Origin of the sequence: Bacillus altitudinis 41KF2b (assembly GCF_000691145.1) — a bacterium.
Classification (GTDB): domain Bacteria; phylum Bacillota; class Bacilli; order Bacillales; family Bacillaceae; genus Bacillus; species Bacillus altitudinis.
Window position 1 is genome coordinate 171469 of the sequence record NZ_ASJC01000002.1, and the last position, 21706, is coordinate 193174.

The following is a 21706-nucleotide window of genomic DNA, read 5'->3' on the forward strand; positions in this document are numbered from 1 at the left end:
AGGTGACATGTTTTGTCACCTTTATATTTTATACTCAGTTTATCAAAAGAAAAGGAGCATGCATATGAAAACATTCATCATTAACGCGCACCCTAATTTCACTCATCGAGAAAGTTATTCAAACAAACTGCAAACACTATTTTTAGAACAGTTTAAAGAGAGATTCCCTCATGAGGAGCCTACCATTTTACATTTATATGAAACTGAAATTCCCCGTATCGAAAAAGAACAGCTGCTAGGTATTTGGGAAAAGCAAGCATCTGAACAAACATTAACAGCTGCGGAGGAAAAAATCGCCGCTTCCTCATCAGCTTTATTGGCTCAATTCAAAGCACATCATCGAATCGTGATTGTATCACCTGTTCATAATTTCAATGTGAGTTCACGAATGAAAGATTATATAGATAATATCTTTATTGCTAGAGAAACGTTTAAATATACAGAAGATGGTTCAGTTGGTCTGATGACTGACGATTATCGTGTACTTTTGCTCCAAGCAAGTGGCTCAATTTTCACAAATAACGATCGGTACACACCACTGGAATTTTCATATTATTATCTAAAGGAAATATTCCAAAACTTGATGGGTTTTCAACAATTTCATATTGTCCGGGCACAAGGAACAGCGATTTTAGATCAAAGGACTATCTTACAATCTGCATCTGATGACATGACGAAAACCTTAGATGCGTTTTATGCACCTAGTTAACCTCTATATTTTCAAGACCCAGAACGAAAAATTTTGCTCACTTGTCATCAATCTTATTTTTTCGTTTTGGGGTGACTCCTATCTGCTAGTACAAATATTATTGATGACTAATGCTGCCGTTTCACTCGGATGGCTAAGAGGGAAATGATGGCCATACGGAACAAAATCAACCTTCCCAAGATGCGATGGCGCAGAATAGCCTCTGTCATACTCCCCCCAAATCATGTGAAGATGATCCTTTGTGACTTCTTTAAAGTCACCTTGACCGGTTTTCAGTAATAAATGGCTAAGCTGAACCGTCGTATTTAAAATTCTAGGAGAAGTAAAGCTGTTTTTGATTTTTTCAATATAATGTTCAGGGATGCTCTCCGTGCTTTCAAACAAACCATTTCTTAATACATAACGCTCTATCAAATGAGTCGTTGCCAATCTTAATGTCCATTTGTTCAGAAATTGAGGAACATATAGTGATTTTGCCTTTTGTTTAGCAACAGGCGGCTGCAGTAAAGTAATTGAATACTTCTTATCGATGTATTCTTGTCCCAATGCTTCCAAAAGAATATACGCACCGAATGAATGACCGATTAGATGTGCACCATTCGTCGCTTTCTCTATTACTTTTTTCACTACATTTAAATAGATATCTAGAAGATGTTTCTCTCGTTTAAATGGAGAACGCCCCAAACCAGGAAGGTCCAAGATCCATACAGGTTGACCTGTTTTCTCATGAAGCTCCTGTGCTAAAGGAAATAAATCTTCTCCATCACTCAATAAACCATGTAATAAAATAAATGGCTTCCCTTCTCCTTGTAATTGGTAAAGGGTATTATTATCGCATAATGTTCGTTTAAATAAATGTTGGTGCTCACCATGTTGATCCATCATTCGATAATCTAGATCCGCTACTACAGCAGGGAAAAATGTCATGACACTCGTCTTCTTAAACCAATCTTCTCCCATTATTTTTTTCGCTGAAACATTTGAAAACGTTCGTTTTGTCATAAAATTCAATCCGTCAGAAGGAATGTTTGTGAGTTTACTTACACCACTATTCATGATAGCTTTCATCAGTGGCATTGGGATAGAGATGTTTGGTGCCTTCATATTCATGCTTTCTGACATAACACTCAATAGTCCAGCAACGTTCTGATCGTGCTCTTTGTCATCAACAAGTGTATATGTTTGAATAGCTGGCTGCTCCAACTTGAAAACCTGTACAATAAACTTCGCAAACTCATCGTTTGAAATAAGTGGTAACCGATAGTCCTTACCTCCAGGAATCACCGGCATGAGCCCTCTTCGCATACTCTTTACAAGCAAACCCAATCCTGCAATTTGCTCTGTACTCCCTGTTTGACTACTACCAACGACAGTTGGCGGATTAATGATAGAAAGCGGATAACCTACTGCTGATGCCTGTTGACGAATATAAAGATCTGCTAAAAACTTTGTTCTCTCATAAGGATTTTTTATTTTCAAGTAATCGTTTCCTTCTTCAAACACGTCGATGGCAATCTTGCTATTTTGATCATCAAAGGGACTCATATAACCGACAACATGGATAAATTGCTGTAAACCCTTCGATTGATGAATACTTTTAGCTAACTCATCAATATATTTGGCGCCATTTAAAAAGACGGAAGCTGCCTCTTTACTTGTCGCTTGAATATCCATAGGGCCTCCTGCGTGAATGATCACATCCGTTTTCAATACCCTCTCCTGATCTTCAGCACTTAGACCCAAATCGACTTTCGTCAAATCCCCTTCAACAAAGTGCATCACTGACTCTTTTAAAATACCTCTTTCTTGAAAAATGCGTGTTGCTTTACTTTTTGACCTCACTAAAAGAAGAATGTTCACATCCTCTTTCGCTAATTCTTCGACTAATTGCTTTCCGATAAACCCTGTTCCACCCGTTAAAAATACTGTTTTCATGTGAAATCTCCTTTTTAGTACTATTCAGTACTAATTTGATGTAAAAAAAATGCTTCTTTATCGAAGCAAGTTAAATAAATGATCTGCTGTTTTTGTGATGACAGTGGCATCTTTCAATGTTTCTGAAATAAATAACGCTCCTTCAAGATTTGTCATAAAAAGTGATGCCACCTCATCAATATGAATCGTATGTCTGAATTCCCCATTCTCTACCCCTTGTTTCAGTAATAGAGAAACTTTCTCTTGTAATCCTGTGAAAAAAAGACCTATTTTTTCTTTTATTTGTGTGGCCTTTACAGGGCTTTGAATATAAAGAGTAATAAATGGACAGCTCCCCTTATAATCTCTAGACTGAACTCCTTGTGATAATTGCTTTAAAAACAATTGAATTCGATCTTCAACTGAAAATTGGGTCTGAGACAGTACGTCATCCATTGCAGATTGATACATGTCAATCCAATAATCAACGACCCCTTCTAATAATTCTTCCTTATTAGAAAAGTGATAGTACACATTAGACTTTGACACTTTGCTTACACGAACTAATTCATCCATACTTGTATAAACAAACCCTTTTTCCAAAAATAATGTTGCAGCCACTTCAAGTACACGTTTTTGATTCATTAATTTTGTCTTTGTCATAATTAGAACTATACAGTACTAAATTATATGTTGCAAGTATTTATGATCATTTAGAAAAGAGTTTGATAAAAAAGTTTTCTCAATGCGGTCAAACGCAAATGAGGAAACTAACAATAAGAGAGTTTCTTTTAATTATAATCTTCTCCTACCATTAAAGTACTATACTTTGTTTTAAATTTTTCATACTTTCTCTCATCCTTAAATAATAAGAATGCCCCTCTGTCATCATAAATATGATAAATAAAATCTTTATTTATAAAGAATATTTCAGGATAACTACTATATTTGTCATTGAACCTCGGAGCCATACTTTTAAAATCTTGATTACATATTGCCTTGATTATTTTCTTGTACTCTATATGCTGTTTTTTTGTTTCTAAAGAATATCGAATGACTTTTCCATTCTCATCTTTATAATTTTTTACATTGAGTCTATATTTATTAATTTTTTTTGAATACTTACTATATACTCCTATCGGCCTCTGTAATGAATGCTCGCTTCGAACAATTGTGACGACGAACAATAAATCGTTCTCCCCAAAAAGTTCATCAAATATACTTATTGCAACATTATAAACCTTATTAAAATATTGAGGATTTATATTGCCTTGATCATTAAACTGATACATTTCTTTTTCGAGTTGAATATGAAGGCTTAGAGGTAACTCGTCCAAGGAATCATTAATTAAATCAATATTGAATTCACTTTGTAAATAATCTAGGTGAACCATATCTCATTCTCCTTTCATTCTTTTATGTATAATTTTTATTTTCTTAATATATGACCACTTTTATTTAGTGTAGCTATACGCTCTCCGGATTTATTCATTAATTTGTAGTAACTTCCTCCATGAGCATTCCCTTTCCCAAGATCTCTTGAAATGGATCAACCAGATGTAGGATCTTTCCACTCTTGTTTACCTTTAACCTTCTTAGTGAAAAGAGAAATCTTAACTCCAGTATCATTCAATAAAGATTTTTACATTTTTTTATTCATAGTCAACTTAGATGTAACCAGTGAAATAAGAAAAAGACGAACTTATAAAGTTCGTCTCCTACACTAAAAGGTCATCTTGATCGGCACAAATTCGGCACGCTTCATCAACCTCTTATATCAATCATTTTCAACCCTCTGTATTAACCAATAGAACCTTCCATTTCGAACTTAATCAAACGGTTCATTTCAACGGCGTATTCCATTGGTAGTTCTTTTGTGAATGGCTCGATGAAGCCCATGACGATCATTTCTGTTGCTTCTTCTTCAGAAATTCCGCGGCTCATCAAGTAGAATAGCTGCTCTTCTGATACTTTTGATACCTTCGCTTCGTGCTCTAATGAAATGTTGTCGTTTAAGATTTCATTGTAAGGAATCGTATCAGATGTTGATTTGTTATCCATGATGAGTGTGTCACACTCGATGTTTGAGCGTGCACCCTCTGCTTTGCGTCCGAAGTGTACGATTCCACGGTATGTGACTTTACCGCCTTGTTTGGAAATCGATTTCGATACGATCGTTGAAGATGTGTTTGGTGCAAGGTGAATCATTTTTGCACCTGCATCTTGGTGCTGACCTTTACCTGCTAGGGCAATACTTAATGTCATACCACGAGCGCCTTCACCTTTTAAGATGACGGCTGGGTATTTCATTGTCAGCTTAGAACCGATGTTTCCATCAATCCATTCCATTGTTGCATTTTCTTCACATACTGTACGTTTTGTCACAAGGTTGAAGACGTTGTTTGCCCAGTTTTGAATCGTTGTATAACGGCAGTAGCCGCCTTTTTTGACGATGATTTCAACAACCGCACTGTGAAGTGAGTTTGTTGTGTAAACTGGAGCTGTACAACCTTCTACGTAATGCACGTGTGCGCCTTCATCAACGATGATCAGTGTACGTTCGAACTGACCCATGTTCTCAGAGTTGATTCGGAAGTATGCTTGAAGTGGTGTATCTACTTTTACGCCTTTTGGTACGTAGATGAATGAACCACCAGACCATACAGCCGAGTTAAGCGCAGCAAATTTGTTGTCAGTCGGAGGAATGACTTTTGCCCAGTGCTCACGGAAGATGTCTTCGTTCTCTTTTAATGCACTGTCTGTATCTTTAAACACAATGCCTAAATCTTCAAGATCTTGCTTCATGTTGTGATACACAACTTCAGATTCGTACTGAGCAGATACACCTGCTAAGTACTTTTGCTCTGCTTCAGGGATTCCAAGCTTATCAAAGGTTTGTTTGATTTCTTCTGGTACTTCATCCCAAGAACGCTCAGAGCGTTCTGATGGTTTTACGTAGTACGTAATTTCATCAAAGTTTAATGCATTTAAATCTCCGCCCCATTGTGGCATCGGCATGTTGTAAAAGTGCTCAAGAGATTTCAAACGGAAGTCGAGCATCCACTGAGGCTCTTCTTTCATACGAGAAATTTCTTCAACGATCTCTTTTGTCAGTCCGCGCTCTGAACGGAAAATGGAAACGTCTTTATCAGAAAAGCCGTATTTATATTCACCAACATCTGGCATTTTTTTAGCCATCCATTTTCACTCCAATCTTATGATTTGCCGTTATCTTCGGCAGATGCGCCTTTTTCAAGCGCCTTCCAGGATAATGTTGCACATTTGATGCGCGCTGGGAATTTTGCGACTCCCTGCAGCGCCTCAATGTCACCAAGATCAATGGAATCGTCGTATTCTTTTCCTAGCATCATATCGGAGAAAATCTGAGACATTTTCAAAGCTGTTTCAATATCTTTCCCTTTAATCGCCTGCGTCATCATAGAGGCAGATGCCATCGAAATCGAGCATCCTTCTCCTTCAAATTTCGCATCGATGACTTTTTCGTCTTCGATTTTCATCGTGAGACGAATGCGGTCACCACACGTTGGGTTGTTCATATCGACGACAATGCTGTCGTTTAACACACCTTTGTTTCTCGGATTTTTATAATGATCCATAATCACTTGTCTGTACAGTGTGTCTAAGTTTACATTAAAAGACATTCGTAAAATACTCCTTTGTCTTACGGAGCGCTGCCATGAGCTCGTCAATCTCCTCTTCTGTATTGTACAGATAGAAGCTTGCTCTTGCAGTCGCTGATACACCAAGCCATTTCATGAGCGGCTGTGCACAGTGATGTCCAGCACGAATGGCGACACCTTCCGTATCTAGAACAGTTGAGGCATCATGAGGATGGACGTCGTCTAAGTTAAACGTCACAAGTCCAGCTCGGTGCTGCGGTCCGTAAACCGTGGCACCTTCAAGCTCCTTAAAGCGCTCAAGTGCATAAGTCGCAAGCTGATGCTCGTAACGGCTGACTTCTTCCATTCCGATGTCATTTAAGAAATCAATCGCTTTTCCGAGCCCAATTGCTCCTGCAATAATCGGTGTTCCCGCTTCAAATTTCCACGGCAGCTCTTTCCATGTAGAATCATATAGATCCACAAAGTCGATCATTTCACCGCCAAACTCAGCAGGCTCCATATTATTCAAAAGGTCCTTCTTCCCGTAAAGAACACCAATGCCAGTCGGTCCACACATTTTATGCCCAGAGAAAGCGAAAAAGTCACAATCTAGATCCTGAACATCAATTTGCATGTGCGGGGTGCTCTGGGCACCATCGACGACGATAATTGCACCGTGATCGTGAGCAATCTTTGCGATGTCTTTAATTGGGTTGATGGTTCCTAATACGTTTGAGACATGTGTGACAGCAACGATTTTCGTTTGATGTGTGATGGTTTGCTTCACATCTTCAAGCGACAGCGTGCCGTCTTCCTGTAACGGAATATATTTCAATGTGGCGCCAGTTGCTTTTGCTGCCTGCTGCCAAGGGATGATATTCGCATGATGTTCCATATGCGTAATGACGATCTCATCGCCTTCTTTAAGGTTTGCTCTAGCATAGCTGATTGCCACTGTGTTCAGTGCTGTTGTTGTACCTCTAGTAAAAATAATCTCCTGGACAGAAGAAGCGCCAATGAATGCTCGAACTTTTTCTCTTGCACCCTCGTATGCGTCCGTTGCTCTTGTGCCAAGGGTATGAACACCCCGGTGGACGTTCGAGTTGTAAGACCGGTAATACTCATTCATTGCATCAATGACAACTCGTGGTTTTTGAGATGTCGCTGCACTGTCCAAATACACCAAATCATGTCCGTTCACTTGCTGATGAAGGATTGGAAACTGCTCACGAACGTCTTTGATATTCATTATTTTACTTTCCTTTCAATCACAGAAACGAGCTGCTTTTTAACTCCTTCAATCGGCAGTTCTTTGACGACTGGATTTAAGAAGCCATAAATGACAAGTCTTTCTGCATCTTCTTTGGAAATCCCACGGCTCATGAGGTAATAGAGTTGAATTGGATCAACACGCCCAACAGAAGCAGCGTGCCCTGCTGTTACATCATCTTCATCGATTAAAAGAATTGGGTTAGCGTCACCGCGTGCTTTCTCACTCAGCATGAGAACACGAGATTCTTGCTCCGCATTTGACTTCGTTGCGCCATGCTCGATTTTACCAATCCCGTTAAAGATAGAAGATGCTTGATCCTTCATGACACCATGCTTCAAGATATACCCTTCAGAGTTTTTACCGAAGTGGATGATGCTTGTTGTGAAGTTTTCCGTTTGATTCCCGCGGCCAACAACAACTGATTTCGTATCACCGAATGTACCGTCGCCCATAAGCTTTGTGATGTTTTCAGACACGACGTTTCCATCATTCATCAGACCAAGCGCCCATTCGATTTTACTGTCACGACCATTTGCCATACCACGTCTATTCACATAGACTGTCACACCTTCTGCAAGGTTATCCACTGCACCGTAAGTGACGCGGGCATTTGCACCCGTGAAGACTTCAGACACGATATTGAAGATCGCTTCTTCTGGTGTTGCCGTACTGATGTAGTTTTCTACATATGTCACAGCACTATGATCGTCTGCTACAACGATGACATGGTTAAACAACGTTGTTTCGTCATTTTCATGAAGATAAACGGCTTGAATTGGTGCTTCAAGCTCTACGTTTTTCGGTACATAGAGGAAAGCTCCGCCATTCACTAAAGCAGCATGTAGAGCTGTTAGTTTGTGCTCATCCACTTTCACTGCATCAGTCATGAAATATTTCTTCACTAGCTCTCCATGTTCGCGAATCGCAGTATGGATATCAGTGAAGATCACGCCTTTGTCTTTTGCTTCAGTAGAAAGAGACAAGTATGCTGGCGTTTGATCACGCTGAATATAGACTGTCTTATCTGTGTCCTCTAAATCAATAAGAGATTTCACTTCTTCAGGAAGCTCTTCTAAAGATCCAAATGGCGCACTTTCAACTGTATGCTGTTTGAAATTTGTTAAATTCCATTTTGAAATATTCGTTTTGTCAGGCTTTGGCATTGGGAGGTCTTCTGCTTTTTCAAGAGCCTGTAAGCGAAGGGAGCTCATCCATGCCGGTTCCTGATGCTTCTCGGAGAAGCTTTTGACATAATCTTGATCTACTGATAATTTCGTTTCTAATGTCATCAATAATCCTCCTAACGCTTACGCTTCTTGACCAACAGTTTCGTCTTCAATTCCTAACTCTTTTTTAATCCAGTCATAACCTTCTGCTTCTAGACGCTGCGCGAGTTCTGGTCCGCCAGATTTCACAATACGTCCTTGCATCATGACATGAACGTGATCTGGTGTGATGTAGTTCAATAGACGCTGATAGTGAGTGATCATTAAGCAGCCGAAGCTTTCGCCGCGCATTTTATTAATCCCTTTAGAAACAACTTTCAGTGCATCGATATCAAGACCAGAGTCGATTTCGTCAAGGATGGCGATTTTTGGTTCAATCATCATTAATTGAAGAATTTCGTTACGTTTTTTCTCCCCACCTGAGAAACCTTCGTTTAGGTAGCGCTGTGCCATATCTGGGTCCATTTCAAGGAATTCCATGTTTTCGTCCATTTTGCGGATGAATTTCATGAGAGAGATTTCATCGCCTTCTTCTCTGCGTGCGTTAATAGCCGAACGAAGGAAGTCTGCATTTGTTACACCACTAATTTCAGATGGATATTGCATTGCAAGGAAAAGACCCGCTTGAGCGCGCTCATCTACTTCCATTTCAAGAACATCTTCGCCATCAAGCAAAATGCTGCCTTTTGTCACTTCATACTTAGGGTGGCCCATGATAGCAGCAGATAAAGTAGATTTACCTGTACCGTTTGGTCCCATTACTGCGTGGAATTCTCCACCTTTTATTTCTAGGTTTACACCTTTTAAGATTTCTTTCCCTTCAATCTCAACGTGCAAGTCCTTAATTGTTAATGTCGAAGCAGTCATATATCGATACCTCCAAAATAATCATTATTCTCAATTTATTCTCATTCTAATTTTATAACAAATTAAAAGTGAATACAACACATTCACGACAAGCGTGAGAGGATGCTCTCAAAATTCTAACAAAAAATACAGGTAGATAAAAGGATTTATGTCGAAAAGACTGTTTTCATAAAGAAAGGACGGGAAACTATTCTCCCCGCCCCTTAGCTATCAATAGCCTCGTATATTCATTTTTGCGAGCTGTCTTTTCTCATCTCGATAGGACTGCTCTCGTTTAAGTTCTACTTTCATTCGTAAGTCATGGTCTCTTTCGTACTCTGCATAACTCATGCCATGAGATTGATGCATGGCCTTTTCCATCTCGGCGGTATAATCCAATCCCAGTGTACTCTGGTCCGAACAAATAATAAACCATTCCCTTCTTTGAGTGTAGCTTCATTGTATCAAAGGCATGCTGCTTCACTCAAAAGGGATATAACACGCTATGCTGGCATATTTTCTCACACAACCGGCTGAGAACGACTCAACTCCCTGATTTGGAAAAATACCATCTTATCCTTCCCTTAATGCGTCTGTCCTCCAAATTCATCAATACATTGCTGAACAACTGTGATGCCTTGACTTAGCGCAGCACCGCCGCCAAACGCTGCCGCCACACTGACGACCTCCAGCAAATTCTCTTCTGTTGCGCCTTGGTCGAGCGCTCCCTTTGTATGATAGATCATGCAATATTCATCTTGTGCATGAATGCTGATGCCAAGGGCAATCATTTGTTTTTCTTTTTGTGTTAAGGAATCGCTCTGAAAGCACTGCTCCGTAAATTCATTAAATTTCTTGCCAAACACCGGCATTTTCTTCTGAAATTCACCCATTGCCGTTTTATAATCCGTCAGTGATTGTTGCATCGATCCGCTCATATGTTGTTCATTCATCTTCATTCCATCCCTTCAAGTCATTTGTTCGTTTTTATTATGAGCGAGATTTGAAAAAATACACAAAAAAACCTCGCTTTGATGAAAGCGAGGTTGCAGATGATTGACAAAGGGCTAAAATGATCTTTATTTTAGCCCTTTGTCTTCTTTTTTCAGCGTGATAGAAAACCTTTGCAGTCTAGGAAGGGCGAGTACCGGAGCAGAGCGAATTTGACATTCGTGAGCACCGGAGCGCAGACCTGACAACGAATGCGAGGGTTTGTCTACACGTTGAAACCTCGCTTTCATGAAAGCGAGGTTTACAAGTTGTTATTCAGATACAGGCAATACTGCACCATCATACTTTTTGTCGATGAATTCTTTGATTTTATCAGAGTGAAGTTGAAACCTCGCTTTCATGAAAGCGAGGTTTACAAGTTGTTATTCAGATACAGGCAATACTGCACCATCATACTTTTTGTCGATGAATTCTTTGATTTTATCAGAGTGAAGAACTTCCATTAATACCTTAATCTTCTCTGATTTTTCGTCACCTTTGCGAACAGCGACGATGTTTGCATACGGGTTGTTTTTCGTTTGCTCAAGTTCGATTGAATCTTTTTTCGGATTCAATTTATTTTGGATCGCATAGTTAACGTTGATAAATACAGCGTCGCCTTCACTGTTTTCATAAGCTTTCGCTGTTAGTTCAGGAGCGATTTTTTTGAATTTTAGGTTCTTCGGATTTTCTTTGATGTTTTTGACTGTTGCGTTGATTGTATCTACTTTTGGATCAAGCTTGATCACACCAGCATTTTGTAATAGGGCAAGCATACGTCCTTGCTCAGCTACGTTGTTTGTCATGATGATCGTGCCGCCGTTTGGAATATCTTTTACTGATTTGTATTTCTTAGAGTAGATACCGAAAGGCTCAAGGTGAACGGCACCAGCACTTACTAGGTTGTAATCTTTGTTTGATTTATTTTCTTCGTTTAAGTAAGGGATATGTTGGAAAAAGTTCGCATCCACTTCTTTTTCAGCTAATGCTTTGTTGTACATTTTATAATCGCTCAGTACTTTCACTTTTAGATCGTAGCCTTTTTCTTTTAGAAGTGGTTTTGCTTCTTCAAGAATCTCGGCATGTGGTGTTTTTGAAGCTGCAACCGTGATGGTTTTGTTATCGCTTGCGTTATTTGATGAACCGCAAGCAGCTAAAATGCCTGCAAATGCTAGAAATAGTGCACTTAAAATCAATTTCTTCATGAATAATTCCTCCCTTAACGTTTATCAATTTTATTTGTAATCAAATCACCGATTATTTGAATGATAAAGACGATGATCAGAATAAACACAGTGGCTACAAGTGTGACATCTGTATTACCAGATTGGTATCCTTCTACATAAGCAAGGTCACCCAGTCCGCCTGCTCCAATTGCTCCTGCAATCGCAGTAGAGCCAATCAGAGCAATCGCTGTTACAGTAATTCCTGAAATAAGGGCTGGCAGTGATTCTGGCAGCAATACTTTGAAAATAATGGTCGACGTTTTTGCTCCCATAGATCTTGCTGCTTCAATGACTCCTTTGTCTACTTCACGCAGTGCAATTTCGACAAGACGTGCGTAGAAAGGAGCTGAGCCAATGACAAGGGCTGGTAATGCTGCATTTGGACCTAATATCGTGCCCATAATTAGTTTAGTAAATCCTAATAATAGAATGATTAATATGATAAAGGGAATCGATCTGAAAATGTTGACGACTGCGCCGATGACAGCATTAATTGGTTTGTTTTCCCATAAACCGCCTTTACTTGTCAAAAAGAGCAACAGCCCAAGGATGATGCCGATAGCAAAAGCAAACGCTAGTGCAATGAGTGTCATATAGACCGTTTCACCTGTCGCGTTCCAAATAACCTCTAGATCAACGTTCGGAAACCATTTCTCAAACATGTGTCATCACCTCGATTTCAACCTGTTTGCTTTGGATATAGGCGATGGCTTTTTCAACTTCGTTCTCGTCTCCATTAATATGGATAAAGAGTGTTCCAAACGCGCCTTCCTGCGTTTGAGAAATCTTTCCTTGCAAGATGTTCACATCGACCTTGAAGGATCGAATGATTTCCGTGATCAGCGGCTGTTCGGCAGAATCTCCAATAAAGGACAACCTGACGACCTGACCTTCTTTTACTCTCTCTAGGACGTGCTCGATCGTTTCTTTTGCTTCTTCTGGTTCAGCAAGCTGTTTCACGAATCGTTTCGTCATTTCTTCTTTCGGCTGTCTGAAGACACGTAATACTTCGCCTTCTTCGACAATACGGCCATTCTCCATCACCGCCACACGATGACAAATTTTGCGAATGACGTGCATTTCGTGTGTGATCAATACAATGGTGAGTCCTAGTCGTTTATTAATATCGGCTAAAAGCTCAAGGATGGAATCCGTTGTTTGTGGATCAAGCGCAGAAGTGGCTTCGTCACATAGCAGAACCTTTGGATCATTCGCTAATGCTCTCGCAATCCCTACACGCTGCTTTTGTCCGCCGCTGAGCTGAGAAGGATATGCATTTTCTTTTCCTTCTAAACCGACCAATTTAATCAGTTCGTTTGCACGAGCTCTCCGCTTTGATGTTGGTACACCTGCGATCTCGAGCGGAAACATAATATTTTGTCTCACTGTTCTTGACCAGAGCAAGTTAAAGTGCTGGAAAATCATGCTGATTTCTTGTCTTGCTTTCCGAAGTTTCGCATTCGATACTTCATTGATTCGGTTGCCTGCCACTTCAACGATTCCTTCTGTTGGCAGCTCCAGACCGTTTAATAGGCGAATCAGGGAGCTTTTCCCTGCGCCGCTATACCCGATAATTCCGAATATTTCACCTTTATCGATATCCAAGTTGACGTCTTTCACGGCATCAACATTTCCGCTTTTTGAAAGATACGTTTTTGATACATTCTGTAAATGGATCACAGTCTGTTCACCTGCTTTCTTGCTGAATCTATAGGTTGCCATCACATACGTTCATTTATTCTTCCGACTGTTATGACGCTAGCCTGACGCAAGGTCAGTAAAAAAGACCTAACTGCAACGCAAGCAGAAAGGCCTTTTATATCAAATACGCCTTTCTCTCATCTTTCAAAGCGTTGCGGCTTTGAGTGAATTGGCACCAATTTCAGCTATGCTGACGGTTGCCGGGTTTCATAGGGCACGTCCCTCCACCTCTCTTAATAAGAGAAAATATGTTGTTTTATGTGATGTTCATGTTTTTACTAACGTAGAATATCATGCTATCTGAGATATGTCAACGCTGTAAATCGCTAATTTCCAAGTAAACGACTACGTTATCATTTTTCGAAAAAAACCGTTCGTCAGCCAAAGTACCGCTTCTAGTCTTAGAAGAGCTCGAAATGAGCCTTTCACTTTCACTTGTCCTCTGCTGATCAGCTGCTGTAAGGACATGTCTCCATCTAATAATTGCAAAATCTCTTTTCGCTCACCATAAAAGATGAGATCCGATAACTCAATTGCAGGTAGTTTCTTCACTTCACCACGTTCATCCACAATCAATGTACAAGAGTCCGTTTCCGCCTCAAATGTAATCTTCAAGGATGATGATGAGAGCAGCGGCTTTAACAATAATCGCTGCCCTGCACTTCCATGGGCTTTCACATTTTCCACATGTATAACCTCCCTGTCATTTGGTTATACATAACATTTCTCTACAAACATCGGCTTGTCCTTTATAAATAGCTCGACAAATTTTCAAATGAATTGCTTGAAATATGACAAAAAACCGCTTTATTTAGCGGTTTCAATCATTTCGTGAAGATATGGAACGGAGTGAAAGGCATAGCCTTTTTGCACGATTTCACCCTTTTTAAACAGGAGAAAGCAAGGGACACTTTCGATCTCAAATGCTTTCGCAAAACTTGGCGAGTAATTTAAGTTATTCTCATAAAAAGGAACTTCCGGCTGCATGGCATCAACCACTGCCAGCATCTTCTTTGCCAGCTGGCATGTTCCGCAAAATGGTGTATATAAGTACAAAAGAAATAAATCGTCCTCTATCTCCTTGAATTCATGCTCTTCAATCTCTTTCATATACGTCACCCTTATAAATATTTCGAATGAACATCAATGTTTGCAGCTAATAGAATAGATGCAATGTGGGCTGACGGTGAAGCGGCCACTTCGCGGTACGTTCTGTCGACAAAAAGATGCAGTGCTTCAGGGAATTCTTTTCGAAATTGCTTCCGCAGTTTGTCGCCAGCATCGTCACTGTCTGCTAATATGTAAACGTCTTTCCCGAATAAATCGTCCACAAGCTGATCCAACTTCGATGTACTGATCGTGCCATTGGTGCAAATGATGGTAACAGGTTCACTTATGACTTCTTTTAGCTTCTGTTTATCTGATTTACCTTCTACAATGATGACCTTTTCTATCTCGACATTCATCACGATCACCCGGCCCTTTTGACGTTGATTCACTTCTTCCTTAGATTACAATCTTTCATTCAGGTTGTAAAGATTGGGCAATTGATCAACAAAAAGACTGCAGAACTTACTGCAGCCTTATCTGTGATCAGCACCAGCCATTTTCATCGTCACAGTCTACATATTTTTCAGTCCCATGGGTCAATGTATCTGACAGACGATAAAAACGGTTTTGATCATAGGAATAACCTGATTTTAATTCATATTGATTTTCACTAATCATCGTACCAATCTCTTCGTTTTGATGGTAAAGCACCATGCCACTCTCTTTGAATCGTCCAGTGACATGCTCTGTTATATCCACCTGTTCTTTTTGAAAAGACAAATTGGACACCCCCCATAAAGGTAGAGTGTCCAATTTCACATGAATTAGTCTTCTTTTGTCATTTCTTCATATTGCTCAGCAGTCATTAAGTTCTCGATTTCAGATGCATCCGCTGGCTCTACTACGATCATCCAAGCTTTTTCGTATGGAGAGTCGTTGACGAACTCTGGGCTGTCATCAAGCTCATCGTTTACTTCAACGATTGTGCCGTTAATCGGTGCGTATAGTTCAGAAACTGTTTTGACTGATTCTACACTTCCGAAAGGCTCGTCCGCTGTAATTTTGTCTCCTACTTCAGGAAGCTCAACGAACACGATATCGCCTAGCTCAGATTGAGCAAAATGCGTAATACCGATGCGCACCTTATCTCCTTCTACTTTGACCCATTCGTGTTCTTCTGAATAACGTAAATCTTTTGGTGTGCTCATTTCATACCCCTCCAGTCTTTTCTTACAATCTATATTGAAGATACCACAATCTGAATGAAAGTTACATCATTTCCAGACGCTTTTAAATGTATCTTCATTAAATCCAACTGTCACTCGTTTGCCGTCTGTTGTAATTGGACGCTTGATCAGCATTCCGTTAGACGCTAGTAATTCAAGCTGCTCGTCCTCTGACATTGCAGGAAGTTTATCTTTCAGCTGCAGCTCTCTGTATTTCTGACCGCTCGTATTAAAGAATTTCTTCAGCTCTAAACCGCTTTTTTCGTAAAGGGCTTTTAATGTTTCTTTATCAGGCGTCTCTTCGACGATATGTATGCTGTTGATGTCTTTATTGTGTTCTTCCAGCCATTTCTTTGCTTTTCGGCATGTACCGCAAGATGGGTATTCGTAAAAATCTAAAGCCACCATTTTCACCTCCTGCAAATAGTGACAACATTTTATCACAAAACATATGAAAAACCTAAATGTATGCTTACAAAAAGGTGCGGCATGATATCCGCACCTTTTAAGCCGTCTTATACGATATATTTCTCTGCTTCAAAGATTCGTTTCGCCACCTCACGCTTTTTCGCAATGACATTCATTGGCGTGAATCTTGTCAGCTTGCGAAGGGCTGACAGACTCATACGGAGTGAATCTCCTTCTTCCATGGCAATCAATGATTCTTTCGCATGAGCTTCAATTTTTAAAAAGGCTTCCTGCGCGAAAATTTGTGTATACGCAAGCTTTTGTGCATTTTTTTCTGCGCCTGATGCAGCGATTGCTTTTTCCGTACGCAAGACCGCCGACTCAGCAGCAAAGAGTTCATTGACGATATCTGCTATATTCACAAGGATTTCTTGCTCTTTGTCTAATGCTTTCCCATATTTCATCGCTGCCATACCTGCCACCATCAAGGCGATCTTTTTCGCATGGGCAAGTAAGTATTTCTCTTGATCAAGCGGCTGATCACCCGGCTCTTCCGGCATCATCATCATTAGCTCTTCCTGTAGGGTTTGCGCTTTTTGAAGAAGCGGAAGCTCTCCTTTCATCGCTTTCTTCAAGAAGGTGCCTGGCACAAGCAATCGGTTAATTTCGTTCGTTCCTTCAAAAATACGGTTAATTCGTGAATCGCGATAGGCTCTTTCGACTTCGTATTCTTGCATGAAACCATATCCGCCGTGAATCTGCACACCTTCATCCACAATGTAATCGAGCGTTTCAGAGCCAAGCACTTTACAAAGAGAGCATTCAATCGCATATTCTGCAATGGATTGCGCAATTTGTTTCCCATCCTTTTGCTCCTCGTCACTTAACAGACCCATTCTTTGTTCAAATAACCCGACTGTGCGGTATACAGCACTTTCCATGGCATAAAGCTTTGCCGACATGTTGGCTGCTTTTTCGCCAATTAAGCTAAATTGAGAAATTGGTGTTTTAAACTGCTTACGCTGATTGGCATACTCTGCCGATAATTGAATGACTCGTTTTGATGCACCGATTGTCCCTACAGCCAGTTTATAGCGTCCAATATTCAAAATGTTAAAGGCAATGACATGACCTCTGCCTGCTTCACCAAGCAAATTCCCCTTTGGCACTTCGGCATCTTCAAGGATTAACGTTCTCGTCGAGGACCCTTTAATGCCCATCTTTTTCTCTTCAGGTCCTGTTTTGACTCCAGGAAAATCCTTTTCTACGATGAAAGCAGAGAAGTGTTCCCCATCAATCTTCGCATACACGACAAACACATCGGCAAATGCGGAGTTTGTGATCCATTGTTTTTCCCCATTGAGGACATAATGTGTTCCAGCTTCATTCAGGACTGCCGTTGTTTTCGCACCTAGCGCATCAGAACCTGACCCTGGCTCTGTTAGGGCATATGCCGCAATTGTTTCTCCTGAGGCGAGTCCTGGCAGGTACTTTTCCTTTTGCGCTTGATTGCCAAACAGCACGATCGGCAAAGAACCGATCCCGACATGGGCGCCGTAAGAAAGAGAGAAGCTGCCTGCTCTTGCAAATTTTTCAGTAATGATGGCTGAGCTGATTTTATCTAGCCCAAGCCCGCCAAATTCCTCAGGAACATCCGCACCAAGCAGGCCAAGCTCTCCAGCCTTTTTCAAGAGACGAACAGAATGCTCGAATTCATGATTTTCAATTTGATCGATGTGCGGAACGACATCTTGTAAAATGTAATCTTCTGTTGTTTTCCCGATCATTTGATGTTCATCAGAAAAATCCTCTGGTGTAAAGATATGCTCATAATTCGTCTCATCTATTAAGAAACTGCCACCCTTTTTTACATCTTCCATTGCTTTCATCCTGTTTTCCCCCTTTAGATCAATTCAAAAATGCCTGCTGCTCCCATGCCCCCGCCGATACACATCGTCACAATACCAAATTGTTCATTTCGCCGTTTCATTTCATGAATGAGGGACAGCGTGAGTTTCGTTCCTGTACAGCCTAGCGGATGTCCTAATGCAATGGCGCCGCCGTTGACATTTACCTTCTCTTCATCGATCCCTAAATGACGAATGACTTGAATCGCCTGAGAAGCAAATGCTTCATTTAATTCAAACAGCCCGATGTCCTTCAGCTCTAGACCAGCGATTTTCAGCGCACGGGGAATGGCTTCAACCGGCCCAATCCCCATGACTTCAGGTGGTACACCACCAACAGCAAACGCCCTGAACTTGGCGAGCGGCTGAAGAGAAAGAGAAGATGCTTTTTCGCGATCCATCATCATGACACATGCCGCTCCATCACTCGTCTGCGAAGAGTTTCCTGCAGTCACTGTGCCTTTTGTTGAGAAGGCAGGTCGTAACGTTGAGAGAACCTCCTCTGTTGTGCCCGCTCTGACACCTTCATCTTGTGAGAACGTAAATTGGCGTTCTTCTAGTTGATACTGCTCTCCTACCCGTCTTTCTGTCACATCAACGGGAACAATTTCATCTGAAAATTTCCCTTCTTGAAGTGCCTTTGCTGCCTTTTGATGGCTCCTCACCGCAAAAGCATCTTGATCTTGCCGTGTGACCTGATACTTTTGCGCCACTTGCTCCGCTGTGTGGCCCATGCTCATATAGTATTCAGGCGCTTGCTCTGCCAAAAGAGCGTTTGGACGAATGGAGTGACCCATCATTGGGACTTGCGACATCGATTCGACGCCTCCGGCCAAAATGGTTTCTGCCTGCCCAAGCATAATTCGTTCACCTGCATAAGCAATTGACTGCAGACCAGAAGAGCAATAGCGGTTAATGGTAATAGCAGGTACTGTATATGGCAAACCTGCTAACGCCCCAATATTCCGCGCCACATTCAGCCCTTGCTCTGCTTCTGGTGTCGCACATCCGATGATTAAATCATCGATTGTTCCATCATAATCACCCGCACGCTTTAGCGTTTCTTTTACACACAATGCGCCCATATCATCAGGTCTGACATGTTTTAATGATCCTTTTTTGGCTTTCCCTACTGGTGTTCTTGCGCCAGCTACAATCACTGCTTCTCTCATTTTGACTCCCCCCTAGTTACGTAAAGGTTTTCCTTTAACGAGCATGTGCTGCATGCGTGCCTGAGATTTGACTTCCCCTACAAGACTTAAAAAGGCTTCTCTTTCAAGCTCTAATAAGTATTGTTCATCCACCTCTGTACCAAATGGCAATTTGCCGCCAGAAATGACATGCGCTAGTTTTTTCGCAATGGTCATGTCATGGTCTGAAATGTATCCAGACAATCTCATGTTTTCAGCAGCCAGCACCATTGCTGCGTAGCCTGTTTCCCCCATCACGGGCACCTTTCGCTTCAGAGGTGCACGATAACCCGCTTCATCAAGAGAAAGAACGAGTTGTTTCGCATCATGGATTAAATGATCACCATTCATGCTAATCCGGTCATTCACTCGGAGCATCTTCATATCACGCGCTTCCTCTGCTGACGTAGATACCTTCGCCATCGCAATGGCTTCAAAGGTTTGTAGCGTAGCATCTTGGATCGCAGTTGCTGATGGCTTTTCCGCTCCTTGCAGATGGCGAAGATAGAGTTCTTTGTTTCCGCCTCCGCCCGGTATGAGTCCGACCCCCGCTTCGACAAGCCCCATATACGTTTCACTGGACGCTTGGATAGCGGCTGCTGGTAGACAAAGCTCCGCCCCTCCGCCAAGTGTCATACCAAATGGTGCAGCCACAACTGGACGGTCACTATACTTCACCTTCATCATCGCCTGCTGGAACCTGCGAATGACAAAATCAATTTCAAAGAAGTTGTCGTCCTGTGCTTCCATTAAAATTAAGGCGAGATTCGCACCAACACAGAAGTTCTTTCCTTGGTTACCGATGACCAGCCCTTTATAATTCTTTTCCGTTTCATCTACAGCACGATTGATCATATCAATGACATCAAGCCCAATGGCATTGCTTTTCGAATGAAATTCAAGCAAGGCCACATCATCCCCGATATCGATCAAGCTTGCACCTGTATTTTTAAAAATGACATCGTGTTTCTTTTTCAATCTAGCTAAAGAAATATTCTTGTCGTTGCCCTTTTCCTGTTCATAAGCACCATTCTGATAAAATGCACGGTCTCCTTCGGCATTTTCTTGATAGAACGTGTCATGTCCTTCTGAAAGCATATCTTGCACCCAGGTCGGGATGCTGTGCCCTTCCGCTTCCATTCGACTGACGGCTTTTTTCACGCCAATCGCATCCCACAGCTCGAATGGGCCATGCTGCCAGCCAAATCCCCATTTCATGGCGTTATCGATGGACTGAATATCATCCGCAATGTCGCCTTTTAGATGAGCTGAATAAAGAAGAACAGGTGCGGTCATATTCCATAGCAATTGCCCAGCACGGCCGTCTTGATAAATAAGCGCTTTCAATTTCGCTTTTGTCCCCTTTTGCTGCTTGGCAATGTCAATGCCCGGATCCTTCAGCTTTGTCCGTTCTCCGTATGTGAGTGTGACAGGATCAAGCTCTAAAATGGTCTTCCCGTTTTTTTGATAAAATCCTTGCCCTGCTTTGCTGCCGATCCACCCTTTTTCGAGCATTCTTTCCACAAACTCAGGCAGCTGAAAAATATCTTTTTCCTTTCCTTCTACCTGTTCATACACATTGCGGGCTACATGAGAAAATGTGTCGAGTCCCACCACATCAAGTGTGCGGAAGGTCGCACTTTTCGGTCTGCCAATGAGTGGACCTGTAACAGAATCGACCTCTCCGATCGTGTATTTGTTCTCAAGCATTTCACGCACTGTGACAAGAAGCCCATAAGTGCCAATGCGGTTGGCAATAAAGTTCGGTGTATCTTTTGCTTCGACCACACCTTTGCCAAGTACATCTTCACCAAATGTTTTCATATATGAGAGTACTTCTGGATCTGTTTCTTGAATAGGAATTACTTCTAGCAGCTTTAAATAACGAGCTGGGTTAAAAAAGTGAGTGCCTAAAAAGTGGCGTTTAAAATCAGCTGATCGGCCTTCTGCCATTTTTTCAACAGAAATACCGGATGTATTGCTGGATACGATGCTGCCTTCTTTGCGGTGTTCATCGATGAGAGAGAATACGTGTTGTTTAATGCTGAGCTTTTCAGTCACGACTTCAATGATCCAGTCAGCATCGTGTAATAAGGAAAGGTGATCTGTGAGATTTCCGGGTGTGATGTATGATAGGTTTTTGGCTGAAGTAAGAGGTGCTGGCTTTTGCTTTAACAATTTTTTCATTGCGTCTTGGCTTAATCTATTCCGAACACTAGGGTGATCAAGCGTTAGCTTTTTTGCCGTTTCTTCCTTTGTCAGTTCATGTGGCACAATATCTAGCAATGTTACTGGTATCCCGATATTGGCTAGATGTGCAGCAATGCCTGAGCCCATGACACCTGAACCAATGACAGCCGCCTTGCGAATATGTTTGCCCATAAATATCCCCCTAAACATTTTGAATGAACAGTCAT

The 21706-nt window shown here is 41.3% G+C and carries 23 protein-coding genes and 1 riboswitch; of the genes, 1 reads left to right on the plus strand and 22 read right to left on the minus strand.

The window, feature by feature from the left end:
* The first annotated feature begins 64 nt into the window (after positions 1-64).
* The gene (locus tag BA79_RS04880) at positions 65-709 is read left to right on the plus strand and encodes an FMN-dependent NADH-azoreductase (protein WP_035701303.1); all 645 of its coding nucleotides are present in this window, start codon (positions 65-67) and stop codon (positions 707-709) included.
* Positions 710-787: 78 nt separating this feature from the next.
* Here the strand turns inward: BA79_RS04880 and BA79_RS04885 are convergent, their stop codons facing one another.
* The 22 genes from BA79_RS04885 to BA79_RS04985 form a co-directional block, all read right to left on the minus strand.
* On the minus strand, positions 788-2644 hold the full coding sequence (locus BA79_RS04885) for an alpha/beta fold hydrolase (protein WP_035701305.1): 1857 nt from the start codon (positions 2642-2644) through the stop codon (positions 788-790).
* A gap of 57 nt (positions 2645-2701) precedes the next feature.
* Positions 2702-3268, minus strand: a complete 567-nt coding sequence (locus BA79_RS04890; RefSeq protein ID WP_035701306.1) for a TetR/AcrR family transcriptional regulator — start codon at positions 3266-3268, stop codon at positions 2702-2704.
* Positions 3269-3414: 146 nt separating this feature from the next.
* Complete coding sequence (locus tag BA79_RS04895) at positions 3415-4017, minus strand: DUF3885 domain-containing protein (protein WP_035701309.1); 603 nt, start codon at positions 4015-4017, stop codon at positions 3415-3417.
* A 406-nt stretch (positions 4018-4423) separates the two neighbouring features.
* Positions 4424-5821 (minus strand): Fe-S cluster assembly protein SufB, encoded by a 1398-nt coding sequence (gene sufB, locus BA79_RS04900; RefSeq protein ID WP_007500362.1) that lies wholly within the window; start codon positions 5819-5821, stop codon positions 4424-4426.
* 17 nt (positions 5822-5838) lie between these two features.
* Complete coding sequence (gene sufU / locus BA79_RS04905; protein WP_008347017.1) at positions 5839-6285, minus strand: Fe-S cluster assembly sulfur transfer protein SufU; 447 nt, start codon at positions 6283-6285, stop codon at positions 5839-5841.
* Positions 6275-7495, minus strand: coding sequence for a cysteine desulfurase (locus tag BA79_RS04910; RefSeq protein ID WP_035389339.1), 1221 nt, complete (start codon positions 7493-7495; stop codon positions 6275-6277). Before BA79_RS04910 ends, sufU begins: the two co-directional genes overlap by 11 nt.
* Positions 7495-8808 (minus strand): Fe-S cluster assembly protein SufD, encoded by a 1314-nt coding sequence (gene sufD / locus BA79_RS04915; protein WP_035389341.1) that lies wholly within the window; start codon positions 8806-8808, stop codon positions 7495-7497. The genes BA79_RS04910 and sufD overlap by 1 nt, the downstream gene beginning before the upstream one ends.
* A gap of 18 nt (positions 8809-8826) precedes the next feature.
* Positions 8827-9612 (minus strand): Fe-S cluster assembly ATPase SufC, encoded by a 786-nt coding sequence (gene sufC / locus BA79_RS04920; RefSeq protein WP_007500355.1) that lies wholly within the window; start codon positions 9610-9612, stop codon positions 8827-8829.
* A 210-nt stretch (positions 9613-9822) separates the two neighbouring features.
* The gene (locus BA79_RS19530; protein WP_008356693.1) at positions 9823-9960 is read right to left on the minus strand and encodes a YuzK family famiily protein; all 138 of its coding nucleotides are present in this window, start codon (positions 9958-9960) and stop codon (positions 9823-9825) included.
* 215 nt (positions 9961-10175) lie between these two features.
* Positions 10176-10544 (minus strand): carboxymuconolactone decarboxylase family protein, encoded by a 369-nt coding sequence (locus BA79_RS04925; protein WP_003212803.1) that lies wholly within the window; start codon positions 10542-10544, stop codon positions 10176-10178.
* A gap of 420 nt (positions 10545-10964) precedes the next feature.
* Positions 10965-11786 (minus strand): methionine ABC transporter substrate-binding lipoprotein MetQ, encoded by an 822-nt coding sequence (gene metQ / locus BA79_RS04930; protein WP_007500351.1) that lies wholly within the window; start codon positions 11784-11786, stop codon positions 10965-10967.
* Between the two features lie 14 nt (positions 11787-11800).
* Complete coding sequence (locus tag BA79_RS04935; protein ID WP_025207943.1) at positions 11801-12469, minus strand: methionine ABC transporter permease; 669 nt, start codon at positions 12467-12469, stop codon at positions 11801-11803.
* On the minus strand, positions 12462-13487 hold the full coding sequence (locus BA79_RS04940; protein ID WP_017359288.1) for a methionine ABC transporter ATP-binding protein: 1026 nt from the start codon (positions 13485-13487) through the stop codon (positions 12462-12464). Before BA79_RS04940 ends, BA79_RS04935 begins: the two co-directional genes overlap by 8 nt.
* A 155-nt stretch (positions 13488-13642) precedes the next feature.
* Positions 13643-13751, minus strand: a riboswitch (SAM riboswitch).
* 102 nt (positions 13752-13853) lie between these two features.
* The gene (locus tag BA79_RS04945) at positions 13854-14195 is read right to left on the minus strand and encodes an SCP2 sterol-binding domain-containing protein (protein WP_008347033.1); all 342 of its coding nucleotides are present in this window, start codon (positions 14193-14195) and stop codon (positions 13854-13856) included.
* Between the two features lie 120 nt (positions 14196-14315).
* Complete coding sequence (locus BA79_RS04950; protein ID WP_007500346.1) at positions 14316-14618, minus strand: thioredoxin family protein; 303 nt, start codon at positions 14616-14618, stop codon at positions 14316-14318.
* Positions 14619-14629: 11 nt separating this feature from the next.
* The gene (locus tag BA79_RS04955; protein WP_008347035.1) at positions 14630-14974 is read right to left on the minus strand and encodes a toprim domain-containing protein; all 345 of its coding nucleotides are present in this window, start codon (positions 14972-14974) and stop codon (positions 14630-14632) included.
* Positions 14975-15101: 127 nt separating this feature from the next.
* Positions 15102-15338 (minus strand): YusG family protein, encoded by a 237-nt coding sequence (locus BA79_RS04960; protein ID WP_008347037.1) that lies wholly within the window; start codon positions 15336-15338, stop codon positions 15102-15104.
* Positions 15339-15382: 44 nt separating this feature from the next.
* Positions 15383-15766 (minus strand): glycine cleavage system protein GcvH, encoded by a 384-nt coding sequence (gcvH, locus tag BA79_RS04965; protein ID WP_008347039.1) that lies wholly within the window; start codon positions 15764-15766, stop codon positions 15383-15385.
* Between the two features lie 66 nt (positions 15767-15832).
* On the minus strand, positions 15833-16189 hold the full coding sequence (locus BA79_RS04970; protein WP_008356673.1) for an arsenate reductase family protein: 357 nt from the start codon (positions 16187-16189) through the stop codon (positions 15833-15835).
* Positions 16190-16299: 110 nt separating this feature from the next.
* Complete coding sequence (locus tag BA79_RS04975) at positions 16300-18081, minus strand: acyl-CoA dehydrogenase family protein (RefSeq protein WP_035701312.1); 1782 nt, start codon at positions 18079-18081, stop codon at positions 16300-16302.
* A gap of 14 nt (positions 18082-18095) precedes the next feature.
* A complete protein-coding gene (locus tag BA79_RS04980; RefSeq protein ID WP_008347045.1) occupies positions 18096-19271 on the minus strand; it encodes an acetyl-CoA C-acetyltransferase in 1176 nt (391 codons plus the stop codon).
* A gap of 12 nt (positions 19272-19283) precedes the next feature.
* Complete coding sequence (locus BA79_RS04985; protein ID WP_035701318.1) at positions 19284-21671, minus strand: 3-hydroxyacyl-CoA dehydrogenase/enoyl-CoA hydratase family protein; 2388 nt, start codon at positions 21669-21671, stop codon at positions 19284-19286.
* Positions 21672-21706: the final 35 nt, after the last annotated feature.

What these genes read in the sequence shown, in the direction of transcription:
- BA79_RS19530 (WP_008356693.1), bottom strand. Translation starts at nt 9,960, where the DNA reads ATGCATCAATCTCATGGCATGAGTTATGCAGAGTACGAAAGAGACCAT.
- sufB (WP_007500362.1), bottom strand. Translation starts at nt 5,821, where the DNA reads ATGGCTAAAAAAATGCCAGATGTTGGTGAATATAAATACGGCTTTTCT.
- BA79_RS04935 (WP_025207943.1), bottom strand. Translation starts at nt 12,469, where the DNA reads ATGTTTGAGAAATGGTTTCCGAACGTTGATCTAGAGGTTATTTGGAAC.
- BA79_RS04975 (WP_035701312.1), bottom strand. Translation starts at nt 18,081, where the DNA reads ATGAAAGCAATGGAAGATGTAAAAAAGGGTGGCAGTTTCTTAATAGAT.
- BA79_RS04925 (WP_003212803.1), bottom strand. Translation starts at nt 10,544, where the DNA reads ATGAATGAACAACATATGAGCGGATCGATGCAACAATCACTGACGGAT.
- BA79_RS04885 (WP_035701305.1), bottom strand. Translation starts at nt 2,644, where the DNA reads ATGAAAACAGTATTTTTAACGGGTGGAACAGGGTTTATCGGAAAGCAA.
- sufC (WP_007500355.1), bottom strand. Translation starts at nt 9,612, where the DNA reads ATGACTGCTTCGACATTAACAATTAAGGACTTGCACGTTGAGATTGAA.
- BA79_RS04910 (WP_035389339.1), bottom strand. Translation starts at nt 7,495, where the DNA reads ATGAATATCAAAGACGTTCGTGAGCAGTTTCCAATCCTTCATCAGCAA.
- BA79_RS04955 (WP_008347035.1), bottom strand. Translation starts at nt 14,974, where the DNA reads ATGAATGTCGAGATAGAAAAGGTCATCATTGTAGAAGGTAAATCAGAT.
- metQ (WP_007500351.1), bottom strand. Translation starts at nt 11,786, where the DNA reads ATGAAGAAATTGATTTTAAGTGCACTATTTCTAGCATTTGCAGGCATT.
- BA79_RS04895 (WP_035701309.1), bottom strand. Translation starts at nt 4,017, where the DNA reads ATGGTTCACCTAGATTATTTACAAAGTGAATTCAATATTGATTTAATT.
- BA79_RS04980 (WP_008347045.1), bottom strand. Translation starts at nt 19,271, where the DNA reads ATGAGAGAAGCAGTGATTGTAGCTGGCGCAAGAACACCAGTAGGGAAA.
- gcvH (WP_008347039.1), bottom strand. Translation starts at nt 15,766, where the DNA reads ATGAGCACACCAAAAGATTTACGTTATTCAGAAGAACACGAATGGGTC.
- BA79_RS04890 (WP_035701306.1), bottom strand. Translation starts at nt 3,268, where the DNA reads ATGAATCAAAAACGTGTACTTGAAGTGGCTGCAACATTATTTTTGGAA.
- sufU (WP_008347017.1), bottom strand. Translation starts at nt 6,285, where the DNA reads ATGTCTTTTAATGTAAACTTAGACACACTGTACAGACAAGTGATTATG.
- BA79_RS04950 (WP_007500346.1), bottom strand. Translation starts at nt 14,618, where the DNA reads ATGAAAGAGATTGAAGAGCATGAATTCAAGGAGATAGAGGACGATTTA.
- sufD (WP_035389341.1), bottom strand. Translation starts at nt 8,808, where the DNA reads ATGACATTAGAAACGAAATTATCAGTAGATCAAGATTATGTCAAAAGC.
- BA79_RS04985 (WP_035701318.1), bottom strand. Translation starts at nt 21,671, where the DNA reads ATGGGCAAACATATTCGCAAGGCGGCTGTCATTGGTTCAGGTGTCATG.
- BA79_RS04880 (WP_035701303.1), top strand. Translation starts at nt 65, where the DNA reads ATGAAAACATTCATCATTAACGCGCACCCTAATTTCACTCATCGAGAA.